The following is a 21,511-nucleotide window of genomic DNA, read 5'->3' on the forward strand; positions in this document are numbered from 1 at the left end:
AAAAGTGCGGAACCCTGATCAGGAGATCATCGTGCGCAAAACCATTCTGGCCCATCTCATCGGCCTCGTCTTCCCGGCAGTCGGCGCCGGCAACCCGCCGAACATTCCGGACAATGGTGCGATGCCCGATCAGATCGGTCTGGCCAATGCGGTTCTCGGCATGAACCCGTTCCAGGAAACCGGCTACAACGTCGCAGCGAACACATCCGGCTTCACGCTGGGCGCCGCGCAGATCGCCGGAGCCGCGCAGAACTTCCTGAACCTCACCGGCACGCTCGGCGCTGGCGCGAACGCGCAGTTGCCCACTGTTGCCGCTTTGCTCGCACAGCTTCCGACCGTCGTGCAGAACGCACCCGTCGGCCTTAGTTTCCAGCTGCGCGTCATCAACAGCTCGAGCGGCGCCTTCGCCTGGACGGTGACCACGAACACCGGCTGGACGCTCGGCGGAACTATGTCGATCGCGCAGAACACCTGGCGCGATTTCATCGTCACCATCACCAGCGCGACGACCGCAACGCTCCAGGCGGTCGGTACGGGCACGCAATCGTAAGGGCGACCATGAGCAAGCTCCTGCAGCGACTTCTCGGTTTTCTGTTTCCCGGCGTCGACGACGATGCGGCGGATCTTGGTGGCGATGCTGGGGGTGGCGACGCTGGCGCTGATGCTGCTGGCGGCGCTGATTCTGGCGCTGGCGATCCCGATGCTGATGCTGCGGAGCTCGATGTCGACTTCGATTTCGTCGAGCCGACAGCGCCTGCCCGTCGCGGGACCGCCGATGCCGAACGGCTTGCCGCGCTCGAAGCGGAAGTAGAGCGCCGTGGTCGTATGGTCGATGCGTCGCGCACGACCGCACCAACCGCGCCCGTCACCGATACCGAATTCCAGCGTGAAGAAGAGCGCCTCCGCGATCCGAATCTCGATCCGATGGAACGCTGGCAGATCCAGTCGAACCGGACGTTGCGCCAGAGCCAACAGGCAGCACAAGCGGCGCTGTTTCAGGCGCAGGATCTCCGCGACCAGACGCTATTCGAGTCGAAGATCGCCAGCGACCCGCACCGCGCGCGCTATCGCGATCGCGTCGAGCAGGCCGTGCAGGACGAACGCCGCGCGGGCCGGAATGCCTCCCGCGAGGCGGTCTACTACTACATGCTCGGCAAGGACATCGCGGACGGCAAGCTGAAGCCAAAGGCGAAATCCAAGGCGCCCGCTGCGGACGTTCCTCGCGGCAAGACGCCGGGCGTGCGCTCGACGGTGCCGCCGGCGCGCGGGCAAACCGAACACCAGAAGCGCGCCGCGCGGCTGGCCGACGTGAACATCTGACCAGCACGAGGACACCATGCTGACGAAAATTCTGGCCCTCCTGACGGGCTTCATGTTCCCCGGGGTGACGAACCAGTCGTCGAGCTTCACGTCCGACGTCGAAGCGTACATCCAGGAAGAGGTCGAGCCGCTCGCGCGGCGCCAGCTGGTTGCGTACCAGTTCGGCAAGCCGCTCAAGCTCGACACGAACCGTGGCACGACGTACACCGCGTCACGTTATCAGCGCCTGCCGCTGCCGTACGCACCACTGCAGGAGGGCGTCGCGCCCCCGGGCGAGGCGATGACGCTGCAACAGGTCAGCGCCACCGCGCAGCAGTGGGGTGACCGCGTCATCATCACCGATGTGGCGAACCTCACGATCAAGCACCCGCTGTTCCAGCAAGCCTGCGAGCTGGTATCGCTGCAGATGCCGGAAACGCTCGAGCGCAACACGCTGAACACGTTGCTGTCTTCGCCGCAGGTGAACTACGCCGGCGGCGCCGCAAACCGCGCTGCACTGACGGCGTCGAACGTGATGTCGCCGCACGAATCGAACCGCCTGTTCGCTTCGATGGCGGCGTACGGCGTGCCGCGCTTCAACGGCGACGAGCGCGAAGACATGATGATCGAGGCGGGCGCGTACCGCGATCCGTCGCAGACACCGCGCGTCAAGCAGCACTACGTGGCGCTGATCAGCCCGTTCTCGGCGCAGGACATGCGCGAGAACTCGTCGGTGCAGCAAGCCTGGGCTTACAGCGACGTCAACCGACTCTACAACAACGAGCTCGGCGACTTCGGCGGGATCCGCTACTGCGAAACGAACATGATGCCGTACTGGACGGGCGCTGCTGCTATCAACGGCTCCGCGTCGACGTCGGGCGGTCAGCTCGCGACGGGCACGTACTACATTCAGGTGACGGCCGCGCCGGCTCTGACGTCGGTCGAGCAGACGATCTACCAGGTGTCGTCGTCGATCAGCGTCACGGGCCCGACGGGCTCGATCTCGGTGACCCTGCCGTCGTTCCCGAACTACGTGTTCAACGTGTACATCGGGACGACCTCGAACCCGGCCAACCTCGCCACGGCGATCGGCAATGGCGTTCCGGTGACCGGCGTGCTCGCCGGCCAGGCGACGCAGCTGCAACCGAACCAGACGGTCACGCTGACGGGGATCGGCGTCACGCAGACGCCGCCGGCCGCGCCCGCAAACGGCGTGTCGGTGTTCCCGGTGCTGTTCATCGGCAACCACAGCTACGGCCAGGTGCTGCTCGAGAACCCCGAGTTCCACTACCTGACGGGCGCCGACAAGTCGGATCCGCTGAACCAAACCCGGGTCGTGTCGTGGAAGGTGTTCTACGGCTCGATCCTGCTCAACACGGCCTTCCTGGCCCGCGTCGAATGTGGCTCCACATTCGCGCCGGGCTACCAGGGCGGTACCGTGACCACCCCGTAAGGAGTAACTGATGGCCGCACGTAACTCGCAGGAGCCGGGCAAACCGGCTCCGGGGTCGGCTGATGCCGACGAATTGCTCGGCGGTGCTGCACCGGTCGAAGAAAGCCGCGAAGACCTTCTCGAGCGCATCAAAGCGCTCGAAGCTGAAAATGCCAAGTTGGGCGCCGCGAAGGACATCGCCGAGGAGGAATCGGCTCGCCTGTCCGCGCAGGCGCAGTCGGCGCTGATGACGTCGGGCGTCGTCGAGCGTTTCGCCGGCAAGGCTGAAGACGGCGAGACGGATCTCTGGTGGTACCGCATCGATCTCGCGCCGTGCGGCGGCGAGCACCTGAAGATCAACGGCACGCCGTACTTGCACGGCCACACGTACAAGTTCGACACGGACACCCTGCGCTCGATCAAGGAAATGGTCGCGCGCACCTGGGTGCACGAGAACGACATCAACGGTCACGCGTTCAACCCATACCGGCAGGCACAGAACAAGGTGCTCGGAGGCGGCCCCGTGCCGGCCTGGGCACGATCGTAATTCCCCACCCACGAAAGGAAGACTATGTCGCAAGCCTCTCAGGAAGTTACGGCTGCAACGGTGATCGGCAACTTCACGATCACTCTCCCGGCGCCGAATCAGGCGCAGATCTCGGCCAGCGGTTATCTGGTCGAGGGCGAGGACAAAGCCTCGCTCGACGCCCGAATGGATACCGTGCGCGAGGCGCTCGAACGACAGCAGCGCATGCTCGAAATCCCGGTGCTCCAAGCTCGAATCGAACAGATCGAGAAGGCACGCGAAGATATCGAGCGCGCCTATGCAGACCTCCTTCAGCGCAACAAGGACAAGCAGGCCGGCAGGGCGGGCTCGAAAGCGCTGTCGAGCCAGGAGCAGGCGAATCTGAAGAACGCCCCGCTTCAACTGAAGGGCATCGAGGCCGAGCTCGAGAAGGCACGCAAGAAGATCGCCGACGCGCGCGCGGGGGCGTGAAATGGCCTACCTCCAGGCCCAACAGATCGTCGCGCGCGCATGCGCGATTGCGAAAGCCCCCGGCTGGCTGTCGCAAGGCGGCGTCTATCTGAACATGGTCCTGGAGGACCTCTGGCTGCATCGTGAACTGAAGATCAACCGGGTCACCGAATTCATCACCGTGCAGGCGAACAACTACGGGCCGTTCACGTTGCCGCTGAACTACCTGCGGCCGTACGACCTGTTCTTCCAGCAGAACAACCTGCCGTATTTTTTGCACCCGATTTCGCCGGAAGAGTGGGACCAGGAGTTCAAGGACCCCTCGATCGCGAACTACCCGTACGAGTACATGACGCTGCTGTACGACGAAACGACGGCGCAGGCGAACCAATCGGCGGGACAGCTTTTCATTTATCCGCAGTCGTCCGGGCAGATTGTTCTGACGCATCGGTATATGGTGAAGCAACCGGACATCACGACGCCCGAATCGTCGGCCGTTATCCCGTGGTTTCCGGACCAGAACTACCTGATCAAGGCCACGGCCGCGGAGCTGATGAGCGAGACGGACGACGCCCGTCAAGACTCGTTTCGCGCGCAGTGCGAGGCGATGCTGCGCACGCACCTAATCATGGAGGGCGACGAGCAGCAGGTCGTCAAGTCGGTGCGACTCGACCCGCGGCGCTTCCATACGAATCGCACGCTGAAGCCGACGAAGATCACGGACTAGGGCCATGGCTATCCGCAACGCGAAGCCGGTCCGCTTCACGCCGAAGGGCCTCTGCGATGCGTTCGACGCCACGGACGCCTTCGCCGGCGCGTGCCAGCTCCTGACCAACCTCGTGTTCGATCAGGGCAATCCGGAACTCATCGTCGCGCGACCTGGCGTTGGCGCCGCGGCCACGACGTTCAGCGGCTTCACTTCGCCGACGTACGTCCCCGTGCACACGGTGATCGGCACCGTCGCGTACGGGATGGTGTCGACGGCCCGCAACGCGGGATTCGACGAGCCGTTCGCGTTCAACCTGCTGACGAGCTCGTTCATCACAATCAGCGGGGTGACGTCAGCGAACGTGCCGTCGTCGCCGGCTACGAGCGGGGCATGGACATCTCCGACGATGGCAGTCGTGGGAACCAAGATCCTGATCACGCACCCGGGGTTCAGCGGTCTGAGCACGAACTTCTTCGGCGTGATCGACGTCTCGAATCCCGCCGCGCCGGCCTGGTCGTCGTCGAACCTCGCAACGAACCCGCTCACCGCCGTGCCGACGTCGGTCGCGAACTTCAACAACCGCGCCTACTTCTCGGTCGGCAACGTGCTGAACTTCAGCGACCCGCTGGTTCCGCTCACGCGCACAAACGCGTCACAGGCCGTGACGATCGGCGACACGACTCCGATCACCGCACAGTCGGGCCTGCCGATCCAGACGACGTCGGCGGGCGTGATTGGCGCGCTGGTGGTATTCAAGGCTGGTCAGGTCTGGCAGGTCACCGGCGATCCAGCAACGAACAATCTTGCGCTGAACTACATTTCGCTGACGACGGGATGCGTTTCGCCGCGCAGCGTCGTGCAGGGCCCGTTCGGCATCTTCTTCGCCGGCATCGACGCGCCGTACATCCTGAACTTCCTTGGGACACTGGTGCCGCTGTCGAGTCGGCCCGGCACGGATTTCCCGGCGGACCTGCAGGTGCCATTCCAGAACACCACGCAGCCGTCGCGCATCGCCGCGGCGTTCGCGGGCAATACCTATCGCACCTGCGTGCCGACCCTGATCCAGGGGCAGCAGCAGACCAACGACTACTGGTACGACATCCGGCGCAAGCGCTGGAACGGACCGCACACGTTCGCCTACGACTGCGCGGCGCAGTTCGGCGAGTCGTTCGTTCTGTCCAGCGCGGCGCAGGGTGCGGCTCTCTTCGTGAGCACGACGATCCCCACGTCGAATTCCTCGTATCAGGACGCTGGTACGTCGATCGTCTGCCACCTGCAGTCGTCGAATTTCCCGAAGACCGGGCATATGCAGCAGGTGCAGGTCGTCGAGTCGACGATCGAGTTGGCGTCGACCGGCTTGCAGGGGCAGTTCAACCTGACCGCACTGAACGATCAGTTGACGACGCTCGGCACCACGTTCGTGACGACGCCTTCGTCCGGCAATCAGTGGGGCGGCTTCAACTGGGGTGCCGGTAACTGGTCGGCGAATGCCAGCTTTCCGCATGTCTATACCGTTCCGTGGCCTCGAGCACTCGTGTTCCAGAAGATGTCGATCGACGTCCAGGTGACGCCAGTGAACGCCGTTAAGATCGGCACTTTTTTCGCCCGGTATCAGGACGCCGGCTACACCAATCAGGGGTGAACCATGGCCAACATCATCGGCAATTTGCCTGTCACGCTGCAGAACGGCACGACCGCCGACGCGTCGCAGGTCATGTCCGATCTCAATTACATAGCGAACCAGGTCAACGCGAATGCGATGCCGGCAGACGTGCAGTCGTTATCCGTGAACTCGGTCACCATCACCGCGGTCGGTAACCCTCCTCAACTCCTTACTCTCGCCGCCGCCGGCGATAGTAATGGCGCCGGGATTACCCTTCAGGGTAATGGTGCACTGACTCCAAACAAGACGATTCGAGTGCAATCCGGTCAGTTCCAGATTATCAATACCACGTACACGGTGACGTTGCTTTCCATGGACGATTCCGGAAACGTGACGGTGGCCGGCGATTTACTTGCGGAATCGGACGAGAGGCTCAAGAAGGACTGGAAGCCGCTCGGCGAAGATTTTGTCGAGAGGCTTGCTGCATTGCGCAGTGGAACATACACCCGAACTGACACGGATGCTCGTCAGGTCGGCGTGGGCGCGCAATCGCTGCAGACGCTCCTACCGGAGGCGGTTCGGGCCGATGGGGAGGGGATGCTATCAGTCGCCTATGGCCAGACCGCGCTTACCGCGTGCGTCGAGCTCGCGAAGGAAGTGATGCGCCTACGCGCGCTTCTGGAGCCGGTCAAATGACACTGCCCGCATCCTTTCCGATGTCGATGTCGCAGATCGCCAGCGAGCTGACGCTGTCACTCCCGCTGCACCTTGAGCATCCGTGGGTGCTCGCGCTCGCTGGTAAGTCGGGAGCGCCCGTCAGCTTCTCAAACCTGCTCGGGCAAACGGGCACGGCCACCGGAAACGCGACCGCTACAGCCGGCGGCGGGGGCATCATCGCACCGTTTTCGTCGCCCTGGTTTCGCGGACAGATATCGCAGCTCGGCGCGACGACAGGCGGCCTACCGGGGCTGACCGTATCGATTGCGTTCAGCAGCGCCCCCAACTGGAGCGGCAACATCCTTCTGAAGAACAACACAACTGGCGGATCGGTGGTGCTCCCGAAGGTCAATTCGACCTCATGGCAGGTGAACAGCAACCCGGGGAACATCTTGCGCGCCGGCTTTACAGACAATTTCACCATCACCCCGTCGAATTAGCGGAGACGGGAAACAAAACTACCATCTGCACCAACTGTCGGGGAAAACATGGGAAACCGGACACTCACCGAAGACGACGTCAAAGCGATTGCCGAGCAGATCGAAAGCGGCATCACCCAGCGGTTTCAACTCAACGTCGGCCGCGGGATCCTCGGTCTCGCGTGGCGCGTTTTCATGTACGCCCTGGTCGCCGTTGCCGCCTATGGGGCGGGCGGTGGCCTGAAGAAGTTCTTCTAGGAGATGGACATGCTCGAATCGATCAAATCCGCCATCGAGGCGCGCTTCCAGGCGCTGGCCAACGACGGTCGCGCCTTCGTCGACAAGGTCGAGGAAATCGTGGGCCTCGGCAACGCGGCGAAGGAGCTCACCGACCTGGAGTCGCGCGTGACCTCGATCGTCAACGACGCCGAGGCCACTGCCGAGCAGAAGGTCGAACAGATTCTGCACGCGGTGGGCAAGCTGTGAGCAGCTTCGACGACGCTTTCGAAGCCCTGATGGGAAACGAGGGCGGGTATTCGAACAATCCCGCCGACCCAGGCGGCGAGACGATGTGGGGGATCACCGCGCGGGTCGCGCGCGCGTCCGGCTATCTCGGTCCGATGAACCAGCTCCCACGAGAGACGGCGAAGACGATCGCGAAGAAGCTGTATTGGGATCCGTTGCACCTGGATTCCTTCGATCCGCGCATCGCGTTTCAGATTTTCGATGCCCATTACAACGGCGACGGCGGCCATTACGTGATCTGGATGCAGGGTTCTGCCGGTATCCCGGTCGACGGACTGATGGGTCCGAAGACGATTGCCGCGATCCAGGCGACGCCTCCATGGCGCTTTCTGCTTCGCTGGAACTCGCTGCGTCTGCAGTACTACACGTCCTTGCAGCGCTGGCTGGACTTCGGTCGAGGTTGGGCGCGCCGCATCGCCAAGAACCTATGGAAAGGAGCGGAGTAATGCCGCTGATCCCTATCGCGATGGCGCTCGCGCAGTTTGCGCCGATGATCGCCGGGTGGCTGGGCGGCTCGAAAGCCGAGGATGTCGCCACGAAGGTCGTTGGCATCGCTCAGACCGTCACGGGCCAGTCCGCGCCCGACGCCGCTCTGGCGGCTATCCAGGCCGACCCGAACCTATCGATGTCGTTCCAGAAGGCTGTGCTGGACAACCAGGCGCAACTGGCGCAGATCGACGCGGACCTGTCGAAGGCCGAGCTGGCCGCAGACGTGGCGAACACGCAGTCGATTAACCAGTCGATCCAGGCCGAAGCGAAGGCCGATCACTGGCCTACGTACAGCTGGCGTCCGTTCGTCGGTTTCTGTTTCGGGTTGCTCGGGTTGATCTCCGGCGTGACAGTTGCCGGGGCGTACATGGGCGTTATGTTCTTTCAGGCGAACCCGGCGATCCTGGCGCAACTTCCAGGCATGCTTGGTGCCGAGGCTGCGGTAATGGCCACGATGGCGCCTGTCCTGGGTATCGCTAGCTACTTCCGCGGGAAGATGCAGGCCAACCCAATGATCCCGACGGACAACCGGGGGTAATGATGAACAACCTCGTCCGAATCGCCGCCGGCATTGATACAGCACCACTGCTGCTCGCCATCGCGCGCCAGCCGGGCCTGTGGAATCGCCATAAGGTGCGCAAGACCGCACCGGGCACGCCGCACTCGGACATGTCAGATATCTGGCTGCGCTACAACGACGAGAAACCATACAAGGCGGCGGGTGACTACACCGGGTTCAACGACGCGCATGACGCAATCTTCTACCCGGAGTGGTACATGCTGCCGCAGGCGAGACCGATCGTGTTCGGTCTGATGGCACGCGTAGAAGGCGTTCGACTCGGCGGGGTACTGATTACGAAGATCCCGGCTGGTGGCCGGATTGAGCCGCATGCTGATGAAGGCTGGCATGCCGAGCACTTCAACACGAAGCTCTATGTCGTGCTGCAGTCGAATCCGATGTGCTGGAACCGCGTCGAGGACGAACGGGTCGTCATGGCTCCGGGCGAAGTCTGGTACTTCGACAACACGAAAGAGCATGAGGTGGCCAACGAAGGTCCTGAGGACCGGATCACGCTCATCACCTGTATTCGGTGTGAACGATGATCAAGCATCATTTTTCAGCGGGCGTGTACGTTCGCGAAATGACCCTTGCAAAGGACCACGAAGTGTCGACGCACAAGCATGTGTACGACCACTTTGGATTGCTCGGATCGGGATCGGCGCTGGTCGAATTCGACGGCGAGTTGAGCGTTTACCACGGGCCGTGTGTCGTAGAGATCAAGGCCGGAAAGGCGCATCGGATTCAGGCGCTCACCGATATCACGTGGTTCTGCATCCACGCGACCGATGTCGCCGATCCAGAAAATATCGATGAAGTGCTGATTCAAGGGAGCTGATCATGCCGTGGGGAGTAGCCGCCGGGGTAGTAGGAAGCGTCGCGGGTGGACTCGTGAGCAGCGCCCTGTCTCCCGGCACGTCCGGTGGTAGCGGAGGTGGTAGCGGCGGACCGTCCTATTACATCCCGACCGGGCTCAACACGGCTGATACGACGTGGCAGAACCTGCTGTCGAGCATCAACGGCACGTACAGCGGAAACAACCTTCAGCCTTACGGTCTGGCTTCGCTTCTGGGCGGTCTTCGCGCAAATGAATCGTATGCACCGGGCTACATGAATGCCGCCACGGCGGCAGGCCAGGGCTACACAAACGCTGGGAACGTGCTCACGAACCTAGGCAACTTCGATCTGGCGACACAGAACAACCTGCTGAACGCAGGGCAGAACGTCTACCAGATGGGTCTGGACCCGCAGAACGCACTGTACGACCGGACTCTGAACCAACTCACGCAGCAGACGGGCGCGACGAACTCGATGTACGGGCTCGGCTCGTCGGCGGCAGGCGCGGGTGTGCAGAATCAGGCGCTGTCGAACTTCAACATCGACTGGCAGAACAACCAGCTGCAGCGAGCGGCGCAGGGACTGCAGGCGTATTCCGGCGCGGCCAACACGGCGGGTCGTTACGGTGAGGCGGGCGCCAACGCACTAACGCAGGCGCCGCAATACACCCTGCTTGGCGGCTCGATCCCGTACAGCACCGCGCAGTCGCTCGAAGCAGTACCGGGCAATCTGGCCGGCACCTACGGATCGTTCCTTAATTCGAACGTGTACGGCCCGGCTGAAGGAGTGATGGGCTCGATCATCCCGTACATGAACTACGGGCAGGGCGCCCAGTCTGTTCCGTATCAGAGCCAAGCACAGGGCGCGGGCGCGCTCGGCAGTCTGGTGTCGCAGGGCATTTCGGGGCTCGGGAACAATCCGCAGGTGCAGAACGCGTTCTCGAACTTCTTCAGTCCTGCGAGCGGGTCGTTCAGCGGCGGGGATTTCAGCGGCGCGTTCACGTCGAGCCCGTATTACTCGGGTGGCGGCAACTCGTACGGTTTTACGATGGGGTAAGCCATGGCCGGACTCGCAGGGCTTCCGTACTTCCTCCAGTACCAACAGCAGGCGCAAGAAGAGGCCATGCGGCGTCAGTATGCGCAGCTGCAGCTCGCCGATTTTCAGCAGAAGCAGCAGGAGCGACAACGCCAGCAGGCCGCATTGACCGCCGCAGGCAATGCGCTGCCGCAGCTACTCGCTGGGCAACAGCAGTCCATGCCGCAGATGGCCCCGCCGCCCCAACCGCCGAATCCGGGCCAGCCCTCCGTGCCGGCGCAGCCGTCGACCGCAGGACAGATGCCTCCGCTTCCACCAGGGATGCCCCCGGGCATGGGCGGAGGCACTGGCGCGCCGGGGAAACCGCCGCTGCCGCCGTTCCAGCCGCTGCCGACGACAGGCAGCCCCGCACAGGCTTCGCCGGCGCAGATCCCGGCGCCCCCGGCCGCGCCCAGTGCTCCGCAGCAGACGGGCGGCCCGCTGACGCTCGACAACGCCATCAAGGTGTTGAAGGACCAGGGGCTGTCCGGCGCGGACCTGATGGCCGGCCTGCAGCAGTTGACGCCGATCCTCGACTCGCAGGCGAAGGCGCAGTCAGCGCAGATTCAGCAACAGTTCACGCGCCAGCTGCAGATCGCGCAGCTGCAGGAGCGCTACGACTCGTTGCATCAGCGCGCGGAGGACAACGCCTTGAACCGCGAAGATCGCCGGCAGGCCCGTGCCGAGTCGAACGCGTTGCGCGCTGAATCGATTGCGCTTCGCCGACAGACGATCGCCATGGGAATGGGCGACGATGCGAAGTTCTCGCCGGAAGACCTGAAGTTTCTGGCGGAGCAGGCGCGCGCCGGCGATACGTCGGTCTATCAGAACCTCGGTCGTGGGGCGCAGGGCGCGAAGAACATCATCGCGCTGCGCCGCGAGGTGATGCGGCAGGAGCGCGAAGCGGGCGGTACCGGCGCGGACATCGCCGCAGCGAATGCTGGATTCCAGGGCGAGAAAGCGGCGGCCCGCACAGGTGCTACGCGCGCGGCGAACATCGGTATGGCCGTTGCGGAAGCGCAGAAGACTTTCCCGCTCGTGCGCGAAGCATCCGCCGCGCTGCCGCGTACCGAGTTCCCCGGCGTGAACCGTGCGATGCAGGCAGCGCAAACGGGTACCGGCGATCCGCGCGTCGTTGCGCTTGGCACGGCGCTGAATACGTCGGTGAACGCCTATGCTCGCGCGATCAGCCCGACCGGCGTGCCGACGGTGTCGGACAAGGAGCACGCACGCGAGCTGTTGTCCACCGCCAGCACGCCGGAGCAGCTGAATGCGGTGCTGTCGATGATGGAAAAGGAAATGTCGGCGGCGCGCCAGGCGCCGACCGAAGTGCAGGCACAACAGAAGGCTCGCATTTCCGGCCGCGGTGAAGGTGCGCCGGCGGTCGGCACGATCGAGGGCGGATATCGGTTCAAAGGCGGGGACCCTTCGAAGCAAAGCAATTGGGAGAAGATGTAATGGCCGGCCCGTGGGAGAAATACGCGCAGGACACTGCCGCGTCCGCTACGGGACCGTGGGATAAGTACGGCGGCGCTGCGCCGGCGGCACCGCGAGCTCCTGTCGCGCCTCTCGATCGCTTGCCGCCTGATGGACCGACGCCGGCTCCGGCGTCGAAGCACGCCGATACCATCGCAGAGCGCCTGCTCGGATTGGGCAAGAGCGCGGTCGGGCTCGGTGAGGCCGGTCTGTCAACGGTGACCGGTGCGTTGGCCGCGCCCGTGGGCGCCGCATATGGCATCGGCAAGACGCTCACGAGCGGCAAGTACGGCACGCAACAAGGCATCGAAGAAGGCGACCGAGCGGGTGCCGCCCTGGCCGGCAAACTGACGTACCAGCCGCGCACCGAGGCCGGACGAAATGACATCGATGCAATTGGCAATTCGGGGCTGATGCACGCGCTGCAGGGATTGCCGGTCGAATCGGCGATGATCGCGCGGATCCCGGAAGTGCCACGCGGCGTGCTCGCGACGGGTGAAGGCGCAGCCGGCGCCGCACGTGCTGGCTCGAGTGCCGTCGGCCGCGGTGCCGCGCGCGCTGCTGCTAGTGCGCTGCCGGAAGTCGATCCGCAGACGCTGCAGCTTGCGCGCGAAGCGCATCAAATGGGATTCCGTCTTACCCCAGATATGGTGTACGGGAACAAATATGCGCGCGGCGCTGGTGAGCTGGCCCAAGACAATCCGTTCGTCGGCAAGACTGTGCGCGACCACAACCAACAGGTCTTCAATTCACACCTTGTCAACGCCATTGGTGGCGAGGGCGAGAAGCTGACCCGAAAGACATTCTCTGAAGCTATGGATAGATCGGGTAACGCGATCGGCGTCATCGCCGAGAAGTACCCGTTGCCGATCGATCAGTCGTTCATCACGAAGCTGCGGGAGAACGGCGCGAACCAGTTGCCGGAAGTGCGGGGTGTCGTCAATCGATACGCGCAAATGATCGATGAAGCCGCTGGAAAGCCTGTCACTCTTGTCGGTGGAGGGCGCACCGCCACACCACGGGAAATGCCTGGTCCGGTATTTCGGCGCATCAATACCGCGCTCTCGAAGCAAATCCGCGAGACAGCCAACGGAGATTTGCGGAGTGCTCTACGCGGGCTTCAGGACGATCTCCTTGAGGAACGCGCTAAGTACATGAGCCAGTCCGATCTGGACGCGTACAACGAAGCGCGTCGCCAATATGCAATTGGCAGCACCTTGGAACCACTCGTTGCCAAGTCGTCGACTGGGGATATTTCTCCGGCCGCGCTGCTTGGTGTAGTGACGAAAAATGCGGCGGGGAAATCCGCCATGGCGCGCGGTACTGCCGGTCAGATGGGATTGTTGGCGGACATCGGACAGCGCTTTCTGAAAGAGCGCCCGTCGAGTGGGACAGCCGAGCGCTCACTGTTGCAAAACCTGATGACGCACCCCGTGGGTTCGCTCGCTGCCGGTGGCACCGCGGCGCTGACCGCGCCCGCCGCCGCAGCATACAACCGATTCGGCCCGGAAGTGACGGACCTGCTAATCCAACGGCCTCCTGCCCCATGAGAATCCTCGCGATCGACGTCGGTTCGAACTGCCTCGATTGGCTGATGCGCTGCCAGGAGTGGGGGCACCAGGTCCTCTGGTACGACAAGCCACGCCCGGACGGCACCAATCGTCATGCGGGCGAAGGCATCGTGCCGAAGATCCGCGACTACGACGAGCTGCGGCGGAAGTGGCTCGGCTGGGCGGACCTGATCTACACGCCCGACAACGTCAGCTACCTCGACATGCTCGAGCCGTACCGCCGGATTGGGTACCCGATCTACGGCTGCAACTTGGCGGCCGTCGAATGGGAGCTTGATCGCGAGGTGGGGCAGAAGGTCATGGAAGAGTGCGGGATGCGCATCATCCCCGGCAAGACTTTCCACGACTACGAGTCCGCGATCGCCTACGTGAAGAAGCAGGGCAAGGCGTTCGTGTCGAAGCCGTCGGGCGATGGTGAGCGCGCGATGTCCTACGTCGCCGACAGTGCGGCCGACATGGTCTACATGCTCGGGCGCTGGAACAAGATCGACAAGTACAGGTCGGCGGCGCGCAAGGACGGCTTCATCTTGCAGGAGAAGATCAGCGGCATCGAGATGGCCGTGGGCGGCTTCTTCGGCCCGGACGGCTGGTCGCGAGGCTGGGTCGAGAACTGGGAAAACAAGAAGCTGATGAACGGCGACCTCGGCGTGAATACCGGCGAGATGGGTACCACGGTGCGCGTCGTCCGGCAATCGAAGCTAGCCGACGAGGTGCTGAAGCCCGCCACCGATCACCTGAAGCGGATCGGGTATGTCGGTTACGTCGACGTGAACTGCATGATCCCGACTGACGGGAAGGGCCCGTATCCGCTCGAATGGACGATGCGCGACGGCTGGCCGATCCGTCACAACCTGACCGCGCTGATCGAGGGTGACCCGGCGCAGTGGATGGCGGACAAGATCCGGGGACGCGACACGTTGAAGATCCGCATGGACGAGGTATGTATCTCGGTCCTGATGGCGCTGCCCGACTTCCCGTACTCGAAGATCACGAACAAGGAGTTGTGCGGCATCCCGATCTACGGCGCCGAGGACATGGAGCACCTGCACTTCTCCGAGGTGATGATGGGCACGGCGCCACGGGAGGTGAACGGCAAGGTGGTTGACCTGCCGGGCCCGGTGACGGCCGGCGATTACGTGCTGATCGCGACGGGCACCGGAGAGACGATCACTGGCGCACGCCGGTCGGCCTACAGCGCGATCAAGAAGGTGAAGATCCCGAACAGCCCGTTCTACCGCACGGACATCGGTGTTGGGCGGCTGAAGAAGCAACTGCCCGACTTGCAGCAGATGGGCTACGCGAAAGGGCTGAGTTACTGAAATGAGACGATCCATGCGCGCCGGCTTGATCTCCGAAGAATCGATCAGGACCGCCCTGACCGAAGCCAAGGGAGACATCTTCCTGGCTGCGTCGACGCTCGACTGCACCGCCCACGAGTTGGACGGATACATCCGCTCGTCCGCTGAACTTCAGGGATTCGCCGCGGCGATCGAGAAGGTCAAGGTCGATCCGTCTTACTCGCGCATGAGCAGCGAGCAGTTTGATGCTCGAGTGGCGGATCTCACCCGCGCATACAAAGTGGTCGGCCTTGAGGAACTTCACGGTCTGGCGACGATGAATCACAAGGACAGTGCAGCGATGGCGAAGGTCAAGCTGCAAGCTGCGATTGCCCTGCGAGGCGGTGAACAGCGCGCCGTCGGCGATCGAGAGATCGAGCATGCTCTGTCCGAGCTCAACCAGCTGTATCACGCCAACGCCCCCAGGATCAAAGAGATCCGTCAGACCGTCGTCAAGCTTGAAGATGGTCGGGAAGCGACTCAACGAGTGATCGAACTTCAGCAAGATCAGCAATAGCCTGCAGGCGCTTTCGTTCGAGCAAGTCCCAATCGGGTTCATCGCTTCGGTACACCTGCCACTTCGTCAAGGAAATGTGCCCGAGGCGCGCCATCTCCTTGATGGCGGCCTTGTGACCTTCTTCGCGTGCCACCTTCTTCGGCTCCGTGCGTCCGGACCCGATCCAATCCCAAGCGGGTACCAATCCGGACGCGTCAGGCGCCAACCGTGGACGAATTTCCCATTCCTCAACGGGCCGCAGGCTCTTGCGCATATATGTCACGCACTGGCGAGGAATGCCGGTCTCGGACTCAAGTTGCTCGTCCGTCAATCGTCGCCCGTGGCATGCCCTCCAAATCGCGCGCAGGTCCTCTCCGCGCGGTGTACGCAGGTCGATGCATTCCTCGTGTACGCGCCACGTATGCGGGACCGGAATCACGGTGTATTCGGCGGTATTGGCGTGAGAGCGGGTCAGCCGGTCCATCGTCATCGGGCATTCCACGAAGACGAGGACGTCGGCAGGACCAGCCCGGTCGGAATACGTGTAGCGATCCAGCAATACACCACCGTTGTCTCGCCACCTCGCCAGCTGTCCATCGCTCGCACGATCCCACCATGCCCACATATAGACGGGGAGATCGGCGATCGACGCACTCTTGAAGAACACTGGCTTGATCGTCGTGTACCCGCGGTTCACGAGCACATGGGTGTATCCGGCGAAGGCCTTCCGGATCGAGGCAGCCGTGTCGGATGTGGAATAGAGCTGCATTCCGGTCTGCTACTTGCGTCCGGCTGCCTGCGACGCCGGACAGGGCGCCTCTGGTGCCTCGCATGCCCGGAGCACCGGGCCGACTTGGCCGCCGGCCGTTGCGTTGCGCGTTACCAGAGACCCGGGGTCGTCACCGCCGCCGCACGCGGTACACGCGAGCAGTACAGCAACGGCCAACGAAACACGAAATGCCCCACTGAAGTTCTTTTCCATGACGATCTCCTTGCGCGATGATGGAATCCGCCGATTTGTTGTGCCGAAGAGACATAAAATCGACAGGTTGGACGCAAGGGGGCACATGTGGGGGCATTTCGCAAAGACGAATTCGCGAAATGACTATAGGTATTGGGTGAAGCGGATTAGTGTGAGTCCGGTCCCCGGCACCATCGATTGCGTTGACGCGATTCGACGAAGGTGTAAAAAACCCGCGAGAACTGCAGCGCTCGCGGGTTTTTTGTTTGGCGCACGCACATGCAGCGGCACGCCAGCGCGGTTCGCGATGCGCGTCACTGCGACGAAAACGACGCCATGTGATACTTGGCATGCGTCTTACCGACGAATTCCAACGCAGTTCGCCTCTCGCAAGCCCCCCGTCATGACCGACTCGACCCATCATTATTACGAACCGTCGCAAGGCCACGGCCTGCCGCACGATCCGCTGAACGCGATCGTGGGCCCGCGCCCGATCGGCTGGATTTCATCCCGCGGCAGCGACGGCACGCTCAACCTCGCACCGTACAGCTTCTTCAACGCGTTCAACTATCGCCCGCCGATCATCGGCTTTTCGAGCACCACCGCGAAGGACAGCGTGCGCAACGTGCAGGAGACCGGCGAGTTCGTGTGGAACCTCGCGACGCGCGATCTCGCCGAGCGGATGAACCAGACCTGCGCCGCCGTGCCGTACGACGTGAACGAATTCGAACTCGGCGGCTTGACCGCGGCGCCGTCGCGCCTCGTCGATGTGCCGCGCGTCGCGGAAAGCGGCGTGAACTTCGAATGCAGGGTGACCGACGTGATCCGGCTGCGCGATCATCGCGGCACCGAGACGCCGGCCACGCTGGTGCTGGGCGAGGTCGTTGCCGTCCATATCCGCCATGACCTGCTGAAGGACGGCATTTTCGACACGTTCGGCGCGGGCATCATTCTTCGCGCGGGCGGCCCGTCGGCCTACGTGCACGTGAAGCCCGACAGCCGCTTCGACCTGTTCCGTCCAGACGCGTGATCGATCGCGCGTTGCAGTAAGTCGCAATCGGGCGCACGCGCGCCCGAACCCGAAAGACCCCGTGGAAATCCAGGATTTCACGGGGTCTTTTGCTTCGTACCCTCACATGATCGGGACGCGCCGATCCATCCTTCCCGACGCTCGATCGCCGCTGACTGGCGACCCTGCACCGCAGCAAACCCGGGCCGCGCCGGCTCCGCCGGCCGTACCTCGCGCGCCGCCGCGATTCGCCATGGCAAATCTGCTCACCACGAACGAGCGGCTTGGGCATCGACGCGCGCCGCTGCAAGGCATAGATTTCCAAGGTTGACGTGCTTATCCGCGCGTCAGCTCGCGCGCACGCCGGCAACCGGCCCGCGCGTTCCCAAACAGCGTGAGACACAATCGAGCGTGGAGACGACACGATGAGCCTGTCAGAGCCATTGCGTCTGCATGTGCCGGAGCCCACCGGGCGCCCGGGCTGCAAGACGGACTTTTCCTATCTGCATCTATCGCCGGCCGGCGCGGTCCGCCGCCCGCCGATCGACGTTGCCGCGGCGGACACCGCCGATCTCGCCCGCAGCCTCGTGCGCGTGCTCGACGACAGCGGCAGGGCCGTCGGCCCGTGGGCGCCCGATCTCGACGATGCGCGGCTGATCGCCGGGCTGCGCGCGATGCTCAAGACCCGCATTTTCGACGCACGCATGATGATCGCGCAGCGCCAGAAGAAAATCTCCTTCTACATGTTGAGCCTCGGCGAAGAGGCGATCGGCACCGCGCACGCGATGGCGCTGCGCGACGGCGACATGTGCTTTCCGACCTACCGGCAACAGAGCATCCTGATCGCACGCGACGTGTCGCTCGAGCGGATGATCTGCCAGCTGATGTCGAACGAAGGCGATCCGCTCAAGGGCCGCCAGCTCCCGGTGATGTACTCGGATCGCGAGGCGGGCTTCTTCTCCATTTCCGGCAACCTCGCGACGCAGTTCATCCAGGCGGTCGGCTGGGCGATGGCGTCGGCGATCAAGGGCGACACGAAGATCGCGTCCGCGTGGATCGGCGACGGCGCGACGGCCGAAGCCGATTTCCACACCGCGCTCACGTTCGCGCACGTGTACCGCGCGCCGGTCGTGCTGAACGTCGTCAACAACCAGTGGGCGATCTCGACGTTCCAGGCGATCGCGGGCGGCGAGGGCACGACCTTCGCCGGTCGCGGCGTCGGCTGCGGGATCGCGTCGCTGCGCGTCGACGGCAACGACTTCCTCGCGATCTACGCGGCATCGAGCTGGGCGGCCGAACGCGCGCGCCGCAATCTCGGCCCGACGCTGATCGAGTGGGTGACCTACCGCGCGGGCGCGCATTCGACGTCGGACGATCCGACCAAGTACCGGCCGAGCGACGACTGGTCCCATTTCCCGCTCGGCGATCCGATCGAGCGTTTCAAGCGCCACCTCATCGTGAAGGGCATCTGGTCGGACAGCGCGCAAGACGCGTTGACGGCCGAGCTCGAGGCCGAGGTGGTCGCCGCGCAGAAGGAAGCGGAGAAGTACGGAACGCTGGCCGACGACCGGATTCCGTCGCCGGCCTCGATGTTCGACGACGTGTACAAGGAGCTGCCCGCGCACCTGCGCCGTCAGCGCCAGGAACTGGGAGCGTGATCATGGTGCAACACGAGACACGAACGGCGACGCAGCCGATGACGATGATCCAGGCGCTGCGCTCCGCGATGGACGTGATGCTCGGGCGCGACGGCGATGTCGTCGTGTTCGGACAGGACGTCGGCTATTTCGGCGGCGTGTTCCGCTGTACCGAAGGACTGCAGAACAAATATGGCAAGTCGCGCGTGTTCGATGCGCCGATCTCGGAAGGCGGGATCGTCGGCGTGGCGGTCGGGATGGGCGCGTACGGATTGCGCCCCGTCTGCGAGATCCAGTTCGCCGACTATTTCTATCCGGCGTCCGACCAGATCGTGTCGGAAGGCGCGCGGCTGCGCTACCGCTCGGCCGGCCAGTTCACCGCGCCGATGACGATCCGGATGCCGTGCGGCGGCGGGATCTACGGCGGGCAGACGCACAGTCAGAGCCCGGAGGCGATGTTCACGCAGGTGTGCGGGCTGCGCACGGTGATGCCATCGAATCCGTACGACGCGAAAGGATTGTTGATCGCGTCGATCGAGAACGACGATCCGGTGATCTTCCTCGAACCGAAACGGTTGTACAACGGGCCGTTCGACGGTCATCACGAACGGCCCGTCACGTCGTGGCTCAAGCATCCCGCGAGCGCGGTGCCCGAAGGCTACTACACGGTGCCGCTCGATACGGCCGCCGTCGTGCGGCCCGGCAACGACGTGACGGTGCTGACGTACGGCACGACGGTGCACGTGTCGCTGGCCGCCGCCGAGGAGACGGGCATCGACGCGGAAGTGCTCGACCTGCGCACGCTGTGGCCGCTCGATCTCGACACAATCGTCGCGTCGGTGCGCAAGACCGGGCGCTGCGTCGTCGTGCACGAGGCGACGCGCACCTGCGGCTATGGCGCGGAGCTCGTGTCGCTGGTCCAGGAACACTGCTTCTACCACCTCGAGGCGCCGGTCGAGCGGACGACGGGCTGGGACACGCCGTATCCGCATGCGCAGGAATGGGCGTACTTTCCGGGCCCGACCCGGGTCGGTGAAGCGTTGCGACGCGTGCTGGAGGCGTGAGATGGGGATTCATGTCATCAAGATGCCGGATATCGGCGAAGGGATCGCCGAGGTCGAGCTGGTGGCCTGGCATGTGGAAGTCGGGCAGACGATCAAGGAAGACCAGCCGCTCGCCGACGTGATGACCGACAAGGCGGCGGTCGAGATCCCGTCGCCGGTGACGGGCAAGGTGATGGAACTGGGCGGCCGGATCGGCGAGATGATGGCGGTCGGCAGCGAGCTGATTCGGCTGGAAGTCGAAGGCGACGGCAACCTGAAGGCCGCGGCACCGGTGCGAGAAACGAAGGTAGCAACCGCACCGGTCGCGACGGCGCCGTCGAAGCCGGCGGCCGACGCGCCGGCCGAACCGGCCGAGTTGCCTGCGCAGCCCGCGGCGCCTCGCGCACCGGCGAAACCGCGCCGCGACGAACCGGCCACGCCACCGCGCGCGGCGCTCGCACCAGGCGAGCGGCCGCTCGCGTCGCCGGCCGTGCGTCAGCGCGCGTGGGACATGGGCATCGAGCTGCGCTACGTGCGCGGCACCGGTGAAGCCGGGCGGATCCTGCATGCGGATCTCGATGCGTATGCGCGCACCGGCGGCGGCACCGCGCACGGGTCGCAACCGCGCGGCTACGACGAACGCCACGACGAAACCGACGTGCCGGTGATCGGTTTGCGGCGCGCGATCGCGCGCAAGATGCAGGAAGCGAAGCGCCGCATCCCGCATTTCAGCTACGTCGAGGAGATCGACGTCACCGAGCTCGAATCGTTGCGCACGGAACTGAACCGCCGCCACGGCGACACGCGCGGCAAGCTCACGCCGCTGCCGCTGCTGATCCGCGCGATGGTGATCGCGCTGCGCGACTTCCCGCAGATCAACGCGCGTTTCGACGACGAAGCGGGCGTCGTCACGCGCTACGGCGCGGTGCACATGGGCGTCGCGACGCAGACGGACAACGGCCTCACGGTGCCCGTGCTGCGCCATGCGGAAGCGCGCGACGTGTGGTCGATCTCGACGGAAATCGCACGGCTCGCCGACGCGGTGCGTGCGAATCGTGCGCAGCGCGACGAGTTGAGCGGATCGACGATCACGATCTCGAGCCTCGGCGCGCTCGGCGGCATCGTCTCGACGCCGGTGATCAATCATCCGGAAGTCGGCATCGTCGGCGTGAACCGGATCGTCGAGCGGCCGATGATTCGCGACGGCGCGGTCGTCGCGCGCAAGATGATGAACCTGTCGTCGTCGTTCGACCATCGCGTCGTCGACGGCGCGGACGCGGCCGAATTCATCCAGGCCGTGCGCGCGGTGCTCGAACGCCCGGCACTGCTGTTCGTGGAGTGA

The 21,511-nt window shown here is 64.1% G+C and carries 25 protein-coding genes; 24 read left to right on the forward strand and 1 reads right to left on the reverse strand.

Annotation, left to right across the window (positions count from 1 at the left end):
• Positions 1 to 31: 31 nt before the first annotated feature.
• From C4B30_RS08415 to C4B30_RS08515, 20 genes are read left to right on the forward strand one after another with little or no spacing between them, the layout of a single operon-like run.
• Complete coding sequence (locus C4B30_RS08415; RefSeq protein ID WP_158683428.1) at positions 32 to 550, forward strand: hypothetical protein; 519 nt, start codon at positions 32 to 34, stop codon at positions 548 to 550.
• Between the two features lie 8 nt (positions 551 to 558).
• Positions 559 to 1,320, forward strand: a complete 762-nt coding sequence (locus C4B30_RS35240; RefSeq protein WP_158683430.1) for a hypothetical protein — start codon at positions 559 to 561, stop codon at positions 1,318 to 1,320.
• A 16-nt stretch (positions 1,321 to 1,336) separates the two neighbouring features.
• Entirely contained in the window at positions 1,337 to 2,752 is a 1,416-nt protein-coding gene (locus C4B30_RS08430; protein ID WP_105132353.1) for a N4-gp56 family major capsid protein, read from the forward strand.
• A gap of 10 nt (positions 2,753 to 2,762) precedes the next feature.
• On the forward strand, positions 2,763 to 3,278 hold the full coding sequence (locus C4B30_RS08435) for a hypothetical protein (protein ID WP_105132354.1): 516 nt from the start codon (positions 2,763 to 2,765) through the stop codon (positions 3,276 to 3,278).
• Between the two features lie 24 nt (positions 3,279 to 3,302).
• Positions 3,303 to 3,728, forward strand: a complete 426-nt coding sequence (locus C4B30_RS08440; RefSeq protein WP_158683432.1) for a hypothetical protein — start codon at positions 3,303 to 3,305, stop codon at positions 3,726 to 3,728.
• A gap of 1 nt (position 3,729) precedes the next feature.
• Positions 3,730 to 4,434, forward strand: a complete 705-nt coding sequence (locus tag C4B30_RS08445; protein ID WP_105132356.1) for a hypothetical protein — start codon at positions 3,730 to 3,732, stop codon at positions 4,432 to 4,434.
• 4 nt (positions 4,435 to 4,438) lie between these two features.
• Entirely contained in the window at positions 4,439 to 6,058 is a 1,620-nt protein-coding gene (locus tag C4B30_RS08450; protein WP_105132357.1) for a hypothetical protein, read from the forward strand.
• 3 nt (positions 6,059 to 6,061) lie between these two features.
• Positions 6,062 to 6,715: a tail fiber domain-containing protein gene (locus tag C4B30_RS08455; RefSeq protein ID WP_105132358.1), complete on the forward strand. Its 654-nt coding sequence runs from the start codon at positions 6,062 to 6,064 to the stop codon at positions 6,713 to 6,715.
• Entirely contained in the window at positions 6,712 to 7,176 is a 465-nt protein-coding gene (locus C4B30_RS35245) for a hypothetical protein (RefSeq protein ID WP_158683434.1), read from the forward strand. The genes C4B30_RS08455 and C4B30_RS35245 overlap by 4 nt, the downstream gene beginning before the upstream one ends.
• A gap of 48 nt (positions 7,177 to 7,224) precedes the next feature.
• The gene (locus tag C4B30_RS08465) at positions 7,225 to 7,413 is read left to right on the forward strand and encodes a hypothetical protein (protein WP_059549433.1); all 189 of its coding nucleotides are present in this window, start codon (positions 7,225 to 7,227) and stop codon (positions 7,411 to 7,413) included.
• Between the two features lie 9 nt (positions 7,414 to 7,422).
• Positions 7,423 to 7,641, forward strand: coding sequence for a hypothetical protein (locus C4B30_RS08470; RefSeq protein ID WP_155747200.1), 219 nt, complete (start codon positions 7,423 to 7,425; stop codon positions 7,639 to 7,641).
• Positions 7,638 to 8,126: a glycoside hydrolase family 108 protein gene (locus C4B30_RS08475; protein WP_105132360.1), complete on the forward strand. Its 489-nt coding sequence runs from the start codon at positions 7,638 to 7,640 to the stop codon at positions 8,124 to 8,126. Before C4B30_RS08470 ends, C4B30_RS08475 begins: the two co-directional genes overlap by 4 nt.
• Positions 8,126 to 8,707, forward strand: coding sequence for a hypothetical protein (locus C4B30_RS35610; protein WP_199779064.1), 582 nt, complete (start codon positions 8,126 to 8,128; stop codon positions 8,705 to 8,707). Before C4B30_RS08475 ends, C4B30_RS35610 begins: the two co-directional genes overlap by 1 nt.
• A complete protein-coding gene (locus C4B30_RS08485; RefSeq protein ID WP_105132361.1) occupies positions 8,707 to 9,273 on the forward strand; it encodes an aspartyl/asparaginyl beta-hydroxylase domain-containing protein in 567 nt (188 codons plus the stop codon). The genes C4B30_RS35610 and C4B30_RS08485 overlap by 1 nt, the downstream gene beginning before the upstream one ends.
• Entirely contained in the window at positions 9,270 to 9,566 is a 297-nt protein-coding gene (locus tag C4B30_RS08490) for a hypothetical protein (RefSeq protein WP_105132362.1), read from the forward strand. Before C4B30_RS08485 ends, C4B30_RS08490 begins: the two co-directional genes overlap by 4 nt.
• 53 nt (positions 9,567 to 9,619) lie before the next feature.
• On the forward strand, positions 9,620 to 10,621 hold the full coding sequence (locus C4B30_RS08495; protein WP_158683436.1) for a hypothetical protein: 1,002 nt from the start codon (positions 9,620 to 9,622) through the stop codon (positions 10,619 to 10,621).
• 3 nt (positions 10,622 to 10,624) lie between these two features.
• Positions 10,625 to 12,097, forward strand: coding sequence for a hypothetical protein (locus C4B30_RS08500; RefSeq protein WP_158683438.1), 1,473 nt, complete (start codon positions 10,625 to 10,627; stop codon positions 12,095 to 12,097).
• Positions 12,082 to 13,665, forward strand: coding sequence for a hypothetical protein (locus C4B30_RS08505; protein WP_158683440.1), 1,584 nt, complete (start codon positions 12,082 to 12,084; stop codon positions 13,663 to 13,665). Before C4B30_RS08500 ends, C4B30_RS08505 begins: the two co-directional genes overlap by 16 nt.
• Positions 13,662 to 15,005, forward strand: a complete 1,344-nt coding sequence (locus C4B30_RS08510) for a phosphoribosylglycinamide synthetase C domain-containing protein (protein ID WP_105132366.1) — start codon at positions 13,662 to 13,664, stop codon at positions 15,003 to 15,005. Before C4B30_RS08505 ends, C4B30_RS08510 begins: the two co-directional genes overlap by 4 nt.
• Before the next feature lie 13 nt (positions 15,006 to 15,018).
• On the forward strand, positions 15,019 to 15,540 hold the full coding sequence (locus C4B30_RS08515; protein WP_105132367.1) for a hypothetical protein: 522 nt from the start codon (positions 15,019 to 15,021) through the stop codon (positions 15,538 to 15,540).
• On the opposite strand, the gene C4B30_RS08520 is transcribed toward C4B30_RS08515, so the two are convergent.
• Positions 15,476 to 16,288, reverse strand: coding sequence for a hypothetical protein (locus C4B30_RS08520; RefSeq protein ID WP_105132368.1), 813 nt, complete (start codon positions 16,286 to 16,288; stop codon positions 15,476 to 15,478). The genes C4B30_RS08515 and C4B30_RS08520 overlap by 65 nt on opposite strands.
• Positions 16,289 to 16,883: 595 nt before the next feature.
• Between C4B30_RS08520 and C4B30_RS08525 the strand changes: the two genes are divergently transcribed.
• The 4 genes from C4B30_RS08525 to C4B30_RS08540 all read left to right on the forward strand — a co-directional run bounded on the left by C4B30_RS08525 (position 16,884) and on the right by C4B30_RS08540 (position 21,511).
• The gene (locus C4B30_RS08525) at positions 16,884 to 17,510 is read left to right on the forward strand and encodes a flavin reductase family protein (RefSeq protein ID WP_027784029.1); all 627 of its coding nucleotides are present in this window, start codon (positions 16,884 to 16,886) and stop codon (positions 17,508 to 17,510) included.
• 404 nt (positions 17,511 to 17,914) lie between these two features.
• The gene (locus tag C4B30_RS08530) at positions 17,915 to 19,147 is read left to right on the forward strand and encodes a 3-methyl-2-oxobutanoate dehydrogenase (2-methylpropanoyl-transferring) subunit alpha (protein ID WP_027784030.1); all 1,233 of its coding nucleotides are present in this window, start codon (positions 17,915 to 17,917) and stop codon (positions 19,145 to 19,147) included.
• A gap of 2 nt (positions 19,148 to 19,149) precedes the next feature.
• Positions 19,150 to 20,190 (forward strand): alpha-ketoacid dehydrogenase subunit beta, encoded by a 1,041-nt coding sequence (locus tag C4B30_RS08535; protein ID WP_027784031.1) that lies wholly within the window; start codon positions 19,150 to 19,152, stop codon positions 20,188 to 20,190.
• Position 20,191: 1 nt separating this feature from the next.
• Positions 20,192 to 21,511 (forward strand): dihydrolipoamide acetyltransferase family protein, encoded by a 1,320-nt coding sequence (locus tag C4B30_RS08540; RefSeq protein WP_027784032.1) that lies wholly within the window; start codon positions 20,192 to 20,194, stop codon positions 21,509 to 21,511.

The sequence above is a fragment of the Burkholderia sp. BE12 genome, assembly GCF_002959955.1.
Taxonomy (GTDB): domain Bacteria; phylum Pseudomonadota; class Gammaproteobacteria; order Burkholderiales; family Burkholderiaceae; genus Burkholderia.